A 12,434-nucleotide genomic window follows, 5' to 3' on the forward strand; every position below is an offset into this window, starting at 1 on the left:
CAAGCCCCTCGACATAGGCCGCAAACCGCGATTCACTCCCGTCCGATCTTGGGTGACCCATCCCAGCTCTCCATGCCGAAAAACGAATCTCCCGAAAATGCCAGCAATTCCAGGATCAAAGATCGCGACTTTTTGACTCAGTAAGACTAGAAGTTGCAGGCGTTATAACTGACCAGCTCGCGCCAATATCGAACTGCAACTAAAGGAGCGCACACCCTGCATGGCTTCCGCTATTGAGGGAACTCTGCGGTAGGCGATGCGGAAAAGACGATCGTGAAGGAGGCCGCGGTTCATTCATGATTCATCGCGTTTTTCAAGAATTTGTCGATCGGTTGATCGAAAGCACCGAACCCGATGCTGTTCGGCAAAGCATGGCAGATGTCGCCGCTGCACTGGACCTGTCCTGCTTTGCATATCTTGCTTTATCCCAAAAGCGGGGCGGTATTCCCGAGCTAATCTCGACCTATCCATCTTCCTGGACGGCGCACTATCTGGGACGTCGCTATGAGCGCTTCGACCCTGTGATCAGTCGGGCAATCCGCCACACCGACCCGTTTCGATGGAGTCTTGGGTTGGGGCCACGGCTTAGGTCGGAATCTGAGCTGGAGCTGTTTGAAGAGGCTGCCAGATACGGCATTCGGTATGGAATTACGTTTCCAATCCACGACAACAAGGGTGTGATCGCCGCCCTGACCTTTGCGACAGATGAGCCTCGGATCGATTTCGAGCGCTCGATAAAGAAGCACGCCCCGCTTCTGCATTTACTGGCGATACTTTTCCATGCGCACGCCCAGCAACTCTTGGCGTCCGATCGCGACGTCGGTGGCACGCTATTGTCTCCTCGCGAGCTCCAACGTCTCGAATGGTATGCTCGTGGCAAGTCGGCGTGGGAAATCGGCAACATTCTCGGCATATCGCCACGGACCGTTGGATTTCATCGGGACAACGCCCGAGCGAAACTCGGCGTTCGAACGATTGGTCAAGCAATCGTATTACTGACTCGATCGAAACCTCGACGATAATTGGCATTCCGTTAATAATCACCCTGTGCATCTGCACAGGATGCGTTTGCACGGGCTTCTCTGCTTTGACTGGCGAAACAAAGCAGGGACCACGGCAATGATGCTACTCATTTCGCCAAGCCACTACGGTGAATTCGTCACTGAACTCGCTGAAATGCACCCTGTTCCGCCATCGCGTGTTCAAACAACGTCTTGGATGGGATGTCCAGGTCAGCGGCGACATGGAAGTCGACGAGTTCGACGTCCTTGGGCCCGTACATTTGCTACATCGCTCGAACGATGGAGCAGGGGTGCGTTCGGCTTCTGCCGTCAACTGGTCCAACGATGCTTAGGGATACCTTTCCAGTTCTTGAAAGCAGCCGCTTCGCTCTTGACGTTTCTCACGTGGGGGACTTGCTGTGGTAACATACGAGCTCTTCGCAGCCATAATCGAGTTCGGCCTTTCTCTTCAACCGAGCGAAATCGTTACCGTGACCGATGCCCGCATGGAACGTATCCTTCGACGCGCCGGATAGCCTCTTCGCACCATTGGGAAGCCTCGACAACTCGGAAATACGATGGCACTGGCCGGTTATCTGGAGGTCTCAACCGATGCCTTGGAGCGCGTCCGAACCGCCGGGCGTATCTCGGGTCCTATGCTTTGGGCCCCAGTCGTGCGAGCAGCAGCTTAGGTGTTTGCAGTCAACTCCATAAACGTGTCGCTATAGCCAGGTGGCTGGTCTCTCGTTCACGTCCGAAATGAAAAATTCTCGAGAAGCAAACCCTTCGCTGCACGGCAACAAAGCGCTGGAATTGAAACACCTGCGGTCTGTCGTGACAGCGGCCGATTGCGGCAGCTTTCGTCAAGCCGCCGAGTTGCTGAGATCTCAACAATCGAGCCTCAGCCGGTCCATTCGCGAAATTGAACACCGCCTTGGTATCCCGATTTTTGAGCGCTATAGCGGGGGCGTACGCCCAACCCAGGCCGGGCGCAGCGTTCTGCGCCTGGCAAGGACGATTCTGGAGGAATCCGACGCACTGATCGCAACCGCGCGCGCTTCAAAAACGGCGAGTCCGGCCGATTGGCTGTCGGCTTCTGCACTTCGCTGTCGGCAGGTAACCTCCAGGCTTCCTTGCTCGATTTCAAGCAGGGCTTCCCCCGGATCGAACTGGCGACGGTGGAGCGATCAAGGACACGTTTGGCAACCGCACTTCGTAGCGGCGTGCTCGATGTGCTCATCGTCATAGGGAGCCTGCCGTTGCTGGACAACAAAACCATGTCGCTTTGGAGTGAGCGCGTTTTGGCTGTGCTGCCGAAGGACCACCCGCTTACCACGCGCGAGACTGTCTAGTGGACCGACCTGCACGGTGAGACGGTATTGCTGAGCCACTACGATCCCGGAAGAGAGTTTGAAGATCTCCTGGTTTCTAAGCTCGTTGCACCAGATGATCGTCCGAAGATCGAGCGTCACGACGTTAGTCGCGGCATCATCAAAAGCCTGATCAGCATGAGGGCAGGAATAAGCCTTGTGCTCGAATCTGACATCGGGGCCAATTTTGCCGGCCTGGTCTACCGGGAACTGCGCGACGGCACCGGCGCAAGCCGGTTCGACTTTTCGGCCTATTGGCGGGCGGACAATGAAAGCCCCGCCCTGGACGCCTTTCTCAAGTTGCTCTCGGAGCGCTACCCTCGCCTTCTCTAGCGCGATGATGCGCGCGGCGCGCCTTTCGAAAGCTTCTGTCCGCTGCCATGAACCGCGCCAACGTAGGCGCAATAAGCTTGGCTGGATCCTGGATCGGCTGGCCGGTCTCCTGCGCCAAGATTTCGGCGTAGGCGACAAGATCCCGGTGGACGCTCGCCGGCAGCTCGTGCGTCAGCTTGATCGGCTTATCGTCCTCGACCGCTCCGAGTTTAAGCTTGGCCATCGTCCTCATCCTCTATAGGGCTGGAGCATCAGGTCGCGATTGACGATCACGCGCACCGGAAAGCCTGGACGGATCGTCAACGTCGGCTGGATGTTAAGATTGCGGCGAACCACCTGCTGGCCCGTCTGATTGATCGAATCCCCTGCTCCGCGGCGGAGCGCCTGGATAATGTCGCTGTTGGTGTTACTCGTGCCCGCCCCCGAATTCACCTCGGTCCCTACCGCAAGCAGCGTCGAAAGCGCGGCCGTCCCCAAGAGTTCCTTCCAATGGTTGTCGACCTGGTCCTCGAGGCCAGAGTATCCCGCGGCGTCCGCTCCAAGCTGCCGTTCCAGGACAATTGAACGCCCGTTCGGCATGATGAGTCGTGTCCAGACCAGGAGCACTCGCGACTGCCCAAATGCGACCTGGCTATCGTACGTCCCGATCAGCCCGCGGAATGAGCTGGGCTCGGCCGGTTGGGGTATCATAGACGCTTTCCGTTACTTGTGCCGGGATCTGCCCCGGCAGATCGGACCGAACACCCGTGATCAGGGCAGCCGGGATGACCGTCCCCGCCTGGACCACGAACGGCGAGGGTGGCCTTACCAGTCGATCGGCGCTGGTTGTCCGGCGATCGACTGATGCGCTGACGAAAGCCAGCTTCCGGTCCTGCCCGTTCTGGGCAAATGCTTCATCCGATGTGGTCGTTGAGTTTGAAGGGATTTCAGTCGATGATGCGACAGCCGATGGGCGAACATTGGTGCTTGCAAACACCTTGCTGGTGCGTGCCGCCTCGCTCTCCTGATTGACGCGCTGCTGTTCGGCGTCAACACCGAGCGAACTGGGTGTCGACGAGCCCTGTGCCGAAGGGTTTCGGCGATTTCTTCCGGCGGCTTAACCGGAGGAGCATTCTTGGGTGTGTCATTCGCTTGGCCTGTCTCGGTCACGGGGACCTCCCGTCGGTTCGTACGATTCTGACGTTCTGCTGGTGCTCCTCGCCCAGCCTCAGTTCCGCGGCCGCGAAGAGCCGTCGACGATCAGGACATTGCCGTAAGCGCGGTAGTTGACGAGCTCGGTCTTGCCATCAGGGCCTATCACGAAGAGCGGCGGCATCTCGCCCTGGCCGATACCCGGCGAGAACTCGATATAGACCTTTCGGCCGTCATGATAGGCGCTGATGGGACGCCAGGGCGGCTCCCTCGATTGCATACCGGTAGCGGCGTGCTGCCAGATCCGGAATGAAGGGTGCCGGCAGCAGACCCGACGACGTGCGCCTCGATCCTCCGGATAAAACCATGCAACGGAGGGCATATAGGGCTTTTCGCGGGAGCGCAGCTCCACAAGGGAAGTGCGCCGATCGGTGTTGACGACGAGATTGGTCTCGATCGCCGGCCGCGTCGGCTTGACCACGATGTGGACACGACGCGTCTCACCGTTGCCGCTTTCGGTGTCGCCGACGACCCAACGTACGGTATCACCTGCTGCGACCGGCCCAGAGCCAATCAACTGCTCGCCGGGCTCCAGAGCGATGTCCGTGATCTGCCCCGGCGCGGCATAGATTTGATACAGAGCGCCTGGACTGTAGGAAAACACCTGCACGGCATTGAAATAGCCGGCTTTGCGAGGCTGCACGCGTGCAGCGTCATTAGCGGTTTCGATGCGATCGATGGGCTCCTTGGCTTCCGCGTTCTTGCCGCCGCGCGCAGGCTTCCAGGCCGGCGGCACATGCAGCGGCCGCGGACGATCATCAGCAAGCGCCTGCAAATCTGGCGGCGGCGGGACCTCGCTATCATAGCTGATTTGCGGCGGCTTGAACGTCGTGCAACCGCCAAGCGCAGACACACAGATCAGAAGAGCCAGAGGCCAGCGCGGCCGCGCTCTTCGTGACGCAAGAACATAATTTGGCGGCATTGCCAGCCCAGCTCCTTTGACCAGTTAATCGCATTGACGTAAATGCCAAGGGGGGTTCTTCCGCAGCCGATCCACATCGCGATGATGGTAAGGATCGCGCTCCACCGCTCGGTTACGGCAAGCTGGCCGTGTCGTAACGGCGTTCGATCCAGGCCAGGCGAAAACTCGCGGGCGACGCCCGAATGACGCTCGAGACCTCGATCGCAATTTGCGTCTTGCCGAGCTTGGCGAACGGATCGTTGTTGCGGGCATAGTCATTGGCCGCGCCAATGCGGTCATCCCAGACCTGAGCGGCGCGTTGATAGGGAGTGACGGCTTCTGGCGTGCGGCTATAGTGAACGGCCGATCGTTTGAACATTGCTTGACCTCAAGAGATGTCTAAGGACGGAATTGGAAAGAAAGAAGCATCAGCGATCCTCTTGCGAGAGGTCGACAGATCCACCGCTACCGCCGTGATCGCCTGAACGAACCGCGTGCGTTGCCGCTGACGCTCCGTGACTGATTGTCTGCGCCCGCTTCATCCGACGAACCCATGCGGGTGCACTGTCGGATGCGCCGAAAGAGTCCCCTTCCCACTTACCGGCCTTGCTCACTCCCGCACCAAGACCAGCTGAGGCCGAACGCAAGGGACTTGCCGCACCTGACGCGCTCGCCTCGGAGCCAGACAGGTGACTTGCCCGGAGCGCGCTCATCGCACCACCTGCTATCGTGCTTCCGCCACGTGTGGCACCTGCGATCGCGCTGCCGGCGAGACCGGCAGCGCCGGCTGCAAGGCCTGCTCCAGCCGCGACCACCCCGCCGGCGACGAGGCCCGTGCCAACTGCACTGCCTGCGCCGAGCTGCGGGCCTCCGGAGACAATGCCATTGGCAATACCGGGTCCAACAATCCCAAGCCCCAACAAAGCAAGAGCGCCCAAGACCAGCGCCATCGCGTTCTCAATGGTCGGCTGGTTGCCGCCGAAACCTGCTGTGAACTGCGAGAACAAGGTCGATCCGATGCCGACAATGACAGCGAGAACGAGGACCTTGATGCCGGAGGAGATGACGTTGCCGAGGACCCGCTCGGCCGCAAAGGCCGTCTTTCCGAGGAGACCGAACGGGATGAGGACGAAGCCAGCAAAGGTCGTCAGCTTGAACTCGATGAGCGTGACGAAGAGCTGGATGGCAAGAATGAAGAAGGCCAGGAGCACGACGATCCAGGCAAACAGGAGGACCGCGATCTGGACGAAATTTTCGAAGAAGCTGACATAGCCCATCAGGCCCGAGATAGTGTCGAGGATGGGACGGCCGGCATCCAGCCCCACTTGCGCGATCCGGCCTGGCCTCAAGAAATCTGCCGACGAAAGGCTGGTGCCTGAGGCTTTGAGGCCAACTCCTGCAAAGCTTTCGAAGACGATGCGGGCAAGGCTGTTCCAGTTGCCGATCAGGTAGGCAAACACGCCGACAAACAAGGTCTTCTTGACGAGCCGGGCGACAACGTCCTCATCACTCCCGAAGGACAGAACAGGCCCGCGAGCGTGAGGTCGATTGCAGCGAGCGTCGTGGCGAGATAGCCGACTTCGCTCCCGACCAGGCCGAATCCGGAATCGAATAGCGGGTGAAGGTTTCCAGGAACTGGTCGATGACGCCGGTGCCGGCCCTTGCTCGCTCCCTTGGGGTTGGAATGGAGGGTGAGAGGGACGGGAGGCGGCTTTCGTCCTTACGTGGCACATGAGAGGAGAATGACGACCTGCTCGCCCCGCTATCCAAACCTTCTGGGGATCCGCCTCCCCTCAGGAACTGGCTGCGCTGTTCTGCCCAGATCTTCTGGCATTCGAGAAGCGCCTCTTTCTGCTCGTAGGTAACAGTGCGGCACTGCTCGATCTTTGCCGCGGTCGCATCAGCCTTCGGAGTCAGCAGCGCAGAAGATTGTGTCGTGCTTTCGTCGCCGCGGAGACGAATGGCGCAGGCCGCGACGGCCAGGACAGCAAGGCTAAGCGCTACGGCCGCCGGCAGCCGCTCAAATCTGTTGTTTATCATCAGTGAAACATCTGAACAGTTGCCGGTTGATAGCCTTGCCCTTGGGTCAGAAATCGCCGCAGCTGCTCCCTGCCCTGATCCTGCGCTACTGCCCGCTGCGCGGATTCGAGCGTTTGCGCGCGTCCTTGCGCGGCCACAGTTGCGGTGAGGTCGGCAAGCTGCTGGGCTTGCAGCGCAAGGAGTTGGTTGCCGGCCTGGCTTGCCTGGAGCGCGCCTGATGCGCCCTGGCTTGCCGTGACCAGGGCCGACATCTGGGTTCGGTTGGTGTCGAGATTGCCGACGACGGTTGCCTGCACGCGCATGGCGTCCTGCAGCCCGGCAACGGAGTTCTGCCAGCGTGTTTGGGCATTCGCGACCAGCAGCCCGTCGAACATGCTTACTGACGCTGGCGCATAAATCGTAGAGAACGCGTGATCGATCTGCTGGACGTCATAGGCAATGTGCTGCGCCTGCGCGAGCAGCTGTTGGGTGCGCTGAATCGACTGCTCAAGCTGCAGCAACGACGAATACGGCAGGCTCGCCAGATTCTTCGCCTGATTGATCAACATCTGGGCTTCGTTTTGCAGCGAGGTGATCTGGTTGTTGATCTGCTGCAGCTCGCGTGCGGCCGTGAGCACATTCTGCACGTAGTTGTTGGGATCAAAGACGATCCACTGCGCCTTCGCTTCCCGGGGCACGTGGGCCACGGCAAGGGCGATGATACTCGCTGCCAGAAGCGGACGAAGACGTTTCACAAGAGGCCTCCTTCCTTGGCGAGTTTCGGAATGAGATTGCAGGCCCAGCCAAGGTCGCGTGCCTTGAGCCAGCCGGTGACGAATTCGTCTTTGCCGTGCTCTTCGAGAACCCGTTCGATCAGTGCTTGATCGACCTTGGAAGACGCGGCAGCAAAGGCTAACGCGATTTCGCCAAGGCCGAGCTCGAACAGGCGGTTGCCCCGCCGCGACTGGCAGTAGTAATCCCGCTTGGGCGTTGCGCGGGCGAGGATCTCGATCTGCCGGTCATTCAGTCCAAAACGCCGGTAGATCGCCATAATCTGCGGCTCGATAGCACGATCATTCGGCAACAGGATCCGGGTCGGACAGCTCTCGATGATGGCGGGCGCAATTGCGGATCCGTCGATGTCGGCAAGCGACTGGGTCGCAAACACGACGGAAGCGTTCTTCTTGCGAAGTGTCTTCAGCCATTCGCGGAGCTTGCCGGCGGGCGCCGAGGCAAGCGATGTCAATGCCGACCAGACATGATCCTTTGTCTCCGGCGTGACCTCGATCCGCTCGCGTGTCAGAATCGATCCAATCCAATCTGACGCCCAACCGCGTTCGCCGACGTCGTCAATGCGCGCAAGCGGCTGGAGCGCCACGAAGTCTGATGATTCTCCGGCAACGGAACCGCCGAGATCATGCCAGTCACCGCCCATGGCAATCGCCGCTGCGCGCATTGATCCGCCGAAGTCAAAGGCGAAGATCTGGGCTTGCGGATATCGCCGGAACTGCAGCGCCATGAGCGCCAAAAGCACCGATTTGCCGGCGCCGGTCGGCCCGATCACCAGGGTATGTCCGACGTCGCCAACATGGAGAGAGAAACGGAAAGGCGTCGAACCGTCCGTCTTGCCAAAGAACAGCGGGGGCGCCTTGAAATAGTGGTCCCTCACCTCTCCCGCCCAGACTGCAGAGAGCGGCATCATGTGCGCGAGGTTCAAGGTCGAGACCGGGGGCTGGCGGACGTTGGCATACACCTGTCCCGGCAAGCTGCCGAGCCATGCTTCGACGGCATTGACCGTCTCGGCCATGCAGGTGAAGTCGCGGCCCTGGATCACCTTTTCGACGAGGCGGAGCTTTTCGTCGGCTGCGTGCGGGTCCCCGTCCCACACCGTGACGGTTGCCGTTACAAAAGCCTCTCCGATCTGATCAGAACCCAGTTCCTGGAGCGCGCTATCTGCATCCATCGCCTTGTTGTGCGCATCGGTGTCCAGAAGCGTGGAGGCCTCATTTGTCATCACCTCCTTCAGGATCGACGCGACCGACTTGCGCTTGGCAAACCATTGCCGCCGAATCCGCGTCAAGAGCTTGGTGGCATCCGTCTTGTCGAGCATGATCGCTCGCGTCGACCAGCGATACGGGAACGCAAGCCGATTCAGATCATCGAGAATTCCGGGCGTAGTCGCCGTCGGAAACCCCACGACCGTCAGAACGCGCAAATGCGCATCACCCAGCATCGGCTCAAGCCCGCCTGTCAGCGGCTGATCGGCAAGCAGCGCATCGAGATACATGGGGATTTCGGGCACGCGAACGCGATGCCGCTTGGTCGAGACCGTCGAGTGCAGGTAGGTCAGCGTTTGCTCGTCATCGAGCCAGCCGCATTCGGGCATGAAGCCCTCAACAAGCTGAACCACGCGGTTGGTCCGGTCGATGAAGCCGCTGAGTACCTCGCGCGCATCGGCCCCCGCGCTGCGTTGACTGCCCTCGTACAGGAGACGTTCTGCTACGGCTGCAGTCTCTACCGGCGGCAGGTACAGGAAGGTCAGGTAGTAGCTCGATTCATAATGGCTGCCGGCTTCCTCGAACTGCGCTTTCCGCTCAGCATCCACTAGGGCCGATGCGACATCCGGGAACGCGTCCGGCGGATAGCGCCCTGCCGAATGCCGTTGCGCCTCGACGAAGACGGCCCACCCCGATCCGAGACGACGGAGCGCATTGTTCAGGCGGCCGACAACCGCAACAAGCTCAGCCGGCACGGCGCTGTCGAGATCCGGCCCTCTGAATCTCGCCGTCCGCTGAAACGAGCCATCCTTGTTCAATACAATTCCCTGGTCAACCAGAGCAGCCCAAGGCAGGAAGACGGCAAGGCGCGTGTTTGAGTGGCGGTATTCGGCAAGATTCATCATGGGACAACTCTCAAGCGCTGAGGTGACCAGGAACGCGAACGTGCCGGCGGACGACTTCGACGAACTCCGGATCACGCTTTGCGGCCCAGACCGCGGCCATGTGGCCGACGAATGCAAGGACAAGGCCGGCTAACCACAAGCGCAGTCCGAGGCCGAGCGCCGCGGCCAAGGTGGCGTTGACGATGGCGACTGAACGCGGCGCACCGCCCATCAGGATCGGTTCGGTGAGCGCGCGGTGAACGGGCGCGATAAACCCTGCGACTGGCGCATCCATCAGATCACCACCCCGCCACCGAACGAGAAGAACGACAGAAAGAAGCTCGATGCAGCGAATGCGATCGACAGGCCAAAGACGATCTGGATCAGCCGGCGGAAGCCGCCCGAGGTATCTCCAAAGGCAAGCGAGAGCCCGGTCACGATGATGATGATGACCGCGATGATCTTGGCGACCGGACCCTCGACCGATTGCAGGATCTGGTTGAGCGGCTGCTCCCAGGGCATGTTCGAGCCGGCGGCCCAGGCCGGCGCGCTAGCCAAGTACAAGCAAGCAAATGCCGTACCCGAGAAGAAACCTCGCCCGAAAGACGACCGTGCGTTCATGATTGATCTCCGAATGTGGAAAGGTTGTAGTCGGCCGATGAGCCGAGCCCGGTGACATAGGCGAGTTCGCTCAAACGCCGTTCGGCACCACGGCCAGACAGCACGGCGATGAGGTCAATGGTCTCGGCGATCAGCGCGCGCGGGACCGTGAGGACGGCCTCCTGGATGAGCTGCTCGAGCCGGCGTAGCGCCCCAAGCGCTGTGCCGGCATGAATCGTGCCGATTCCGCCGGGATGGCCCGTCCCCCAGGCTTTGAGCAGATCGAGCGCCTCGGCTCCGCGCACCTCGCCAATCGGGATGCGGTCCGGCCGCAGACGAAGCGAGGAGCGCACAAGATCAGAGAGCGAGACAACGCCCTCCTTGGTGCGCAATGCCACGAGGTTTGGCGTCCTGCACTGAAGCTCCCGCGTGTCCTCGATGAGAACGACGCGATCCGAACCTTTGGCAACTTCCGCCAAGAGAGCATTCGTCAGTGTCGTCTTGCCGGTCGAAGTGCCACCCGCAACCAGGATGTTCTTGCGTGCTGCAACTGCATCACGTAGCGCTTTTGCCTGCTCCAAGCTCATGATGCCGGCAGCGACATAGTCGTCGAGGGTAAAGACAGCCACCGCGGGCTTACGGATCGCAAAGGCTGGCGCGGCAACGACCGGTGGGAGCAACCCTTCGAAACGTTCGCCCGTTTCCGGCAGCTCGGCTGAGATCCGGGGCGAGCCGGCATGAACTTCGGCGCCCACATAGTGCGCGACCAATCGGCCAATTCGTTCGCCGTCGGTCGCGGATAAGCATTCCCCAGTCTCGGTAAGGCCGCTCGACAACCTGTCGATCCACAGTCGACCATCGGGGTTGAGCATCACCTCGACCACCGATGCATCTTCCAGAAAGCCTGCAATGGCAGGCCCCAGCGCCGTGCGGAGCATGCGCGCGCCGCGCAACTCCGCCTCTGAATGAAATGAATGGATTGCCACGTTTGCCCCAATATGTTTGAGGCTGTTTCAGCGGCCTCACATGGGGATGACTAGAAAGAGCAGAACTAGCGCTACTGCAACAAGGGCACTAGGCCATTCGTAGCCTGGCGTAGAAGAAGAAAGATTCGAAAGGAAGGATAAGCCGATCCGGCCGTCGCGGCGTCAGAGCGAAAGATAACGCTTAAAGGATGAAACACCGGCCGGAGCGTACAGCTCCGGCCGGTGTTTAGCGCGTTTTACTTGCCGAGCTTGCCGAGTTCGGGCGTCAGCTCCGGAACCGCTTGGTAGAGGTCGGCGACCAGGCCGTAATCAGCGACCTGGAAGATCGGCGCGTCCTCGTCCTTGTTGATCGCGACGATCACTTTGGAGTCCTTCATGCCGGCCAGATGCTGGATCGCGCCGGAAATGCCGACCGCGATATAGAGCTCGGGGGCCACGACCTTGCCGGTCTGGCCGACCTGCCAGTCGTTCGGCGCATAGCCCGCATCCACCGCCGCACGCGAAGCGCCGACACCGGCGCCAAGTTTATCGGCGAGCGGCTCGATGTACTTTGCGAAGTTCTCGCGGCTCTGCATGGCGCGGCCACCGGAGACGATGATCTTGGCCGAGGTCAGCTCGGGACGATCGCTCTTTGCGACTTCCTCGCCGACAAAGGACGACAGGCCCGGATCGGCCGCCGCCGCGACGCTCTCGACCGACGCGCTGCCGCCTTCACCCGCTGCGGCGAAGGTGGAGGTGCGCACCGTGATGACCTTCTTGGCGTCCTTCGACTTCACCGTCTGGATGGCGTTGCCGGCGTAGATCGGGCGCTCATAGGTGTCGGGGGCGACCACCTTGGTGATCTCCGAGACCTGCATGACGTCGAGCAGGGCCGCGACGCGCGGCATCACATTCTTGAAGCGCGAGGTCGCGGGCGCGACGATGGCGTCATAGGACGGCGCCAGCGAGACGATCAGCGCGGCCAGTGGCTCGGCCAGATCGTGCGCGTAAAGCGCGCCGTCGGCGAGCAGCACCTTCTTTACACCGGCAAGCTTTGCGGCGGCGTCCGCCGCGGCCTTGGCGTTCTCGCCGGCCACCAGAACCTCGACGTCCGCGCCGAGCGCGGCCGCCGCGGTCAGGGCCTTGTTGGTCGCATCCTTGAGCGACGCATTG

9 protein-coding genes and 6 pseudogenes are annotated in these 12,434 nt (G+C 60.8%); 3 read left to right on the top strand and 12 right to left on the bottom strand.

Annotation, left to right across the window (positions count from 1 at the left end):
- Positions 1 to 296: 296 nt before the first annotated feature.
- The 3 genes and pseudogenes from IVB48_RS00005 (at position 297) to IVB48_RS00015 (ending at position 2,704) form a co-directional block, all read left to right on the top strand.
- The gene (locus tag IVB48_RS00005; RefSeq protein ID WP_249805369.1) at positions 297 to 1,022 is read left to right on the top strand and encodes a LuxR family transcriptional regulator; all 726 of its coding nucleotides are present in this window, start codon (positions 297 to 299) and stop codon (positions 1,020 to 1,022) included.
- A 97-nt stretch (positions 1,023 to 1,119) separates the two neighbouring features.
- Positions 1,120 to 1,693, top strand: a pseudogene (locus IVB48_RS00010) (acyl-homoserine-lactone synthase).
- A gap of 67 nt (positions 1,694 to 1,760) precedes the next feature.
- Positions 1,761 to 2,704 (top strand): annotated as a pseudogene (locus IVB48_RS00015) (LysR substrate-binding domain-containing protein).
- Here the strand turns inward: IVB48_RS00015 and IVB48_RS00020 are convergent.
- The 12 genes and pseudogenes from IVB48_RS00020 to IVB48_RS00075 all read right to left on the bottom strand — a co-directional run.
- Positions 2,667 to 2,927 carry a DUF2274 domain-containing protein gene (locus IVB48_RS00020; RefSeq protein WP_247396182.1) on the bottom strand — a complete coding sequence of 87 codons (261 nt, stop codon included), beginning with the start codon at positions 2,925 to 2,927 and terminating at the stop codon, positions 2,667 to 2,669. The pseudogene IVB48_RS00015 and the gene IVB48_RS00020 sit on opposite strands and share 38 nt — an antisense overlap.
- Positions 2,928 to 2,932: 5 nt before the next feature.
- A pseudogene (locus tag IVB48_RS00025) lies at positions 2,933 to 3,773 on the bottom strand (TrbI/VirB10 family protein); the annotation flags it as partial.
- Between the two features lie 138 nt (positions 3,774 to 3,911).
- Positions 3,912 to 4,748, bottom strand: coding sequence for a P-type conjugative transfer protein TrbG (trbG, locus tag IVB48_RS00030; protein ID WP_247396185.1), 837 nt, complete (start codon positions 4,746 to 4,748; stop codon positions 3,912 to 3,914).
- A 74-nt stretch (positions 4,749 to 4,822) separates the two neighbouring features.
- Positions 4,823 to 5,175, bottom strand: a pseudogene (locus IVB48_RS00035) (VirB8/TrbF family protein); the annotation flags it as partial.
- 49 nt (positions 5,176 to 5,224) lie between these two features.
- Positions 5,225 to 6,482: pseudogene (gene trbL, locus IVB48_RS00040) on the bottom strand (P-type conjugative transfer protein TrbL).
- A gap of 99 nt (positions 6,483 to 6,581) precedes the next feature.
- Positions 6,582 to 6,836, bottom strand: a pseudogene (trbK-alt, locus tag IVB48_RS00045) (putative entry exclusion protein TrbK-alt); the annotation flags it as partial.
- Positions 6,836 to 7,570, bottom strand: coding sequence for a P-type conjugative transfer protein TrbJ (trbJ, locus tag IVB48_RS00050; protein WP_247396188.1), 735 nt, complete (start codon positions 7,568 to 7,570; stop codon positions 6,836 to 6,838). The pseudogene trbK-alt and the gene trbJ, both read right to left, overlap by 1 nt.
- On the bottom strand, positions 7,567 to 9,717 hold the full coding sequence (gene trbE, locus IVB48_RS00055; protein ID WP_247396203.1) for a conjugal transfer protein TrbE: 2,151 nt from the start codon (positions 9,715 to 9,717) through the stop codon (positions 7,567 to 7,569). Before trbE ends, trbJ begins: the two co-directional genes overlap by 4 nt.
- A 10-nt stretch (positions 9,718 to 9,727) precedes the next feature.
- Positions 9,728 to 9,991, bottom strand: a complete 264-nt coding sequence (locus IVB48_RS00060; RefSeq protein ID WP_247396204.1) for a VirB3 family type IV secretion system protein — start codon at positions 9,989 to 9,991, stop codon at positions 9,728 to 9,730.
- Positions 9,991 to 10,317: a TrbC/VirB2 family protein gene (locus tag IVB48_RS00065; protein WP_247396206.1), complete on the bottom strand. Its 327-nt coding sequence runs from the start codon at positions 10,315 to 10,317 to the stop codon at positions 9,991 to 9,993. Before IVB48_RS00065 ends, IVB48_RS00060 begins: the two co-directional genes overlap by 1 nt.
- On the bottom strand, positions 10,314 to 11,234 hold the full coding sequence (trbB, locus tag IVB48_RS00070; RefSeq protein ID WP_247396211.1) for a P-type conjugative transfer ATPase TrbB: 921 nt from the start codon (positions 11,232 to 11,234) through the stop codon (positions 10,314 to 10,316). The genes IVB48_RS00065 and trbB overlap by 4 nt, the downstream gene beginning before the upstream one ends.
- 284 nt (positions 11,235 to 11,518) lie before the next feature.
- Positions 11,519 to 12,434, bottom strand: a 916-nt coding sequence (locus tag IVB48_RS00075; RefSeq protein WP_247396208.1) for an FAD-binding protein, incomplete at its 5' end; no start/stop codon positions are given.

The sequence above is a fragment of the Bradyrhizobium sp. 76 genome (assembly GCF_023073025.1).
Taxonomy (GTDB): Bacteria; Pseudomonadota; Alphaproteobacteria; order Rhizobiales; family Xanthobacteraceae; genus Bradyrhizobium.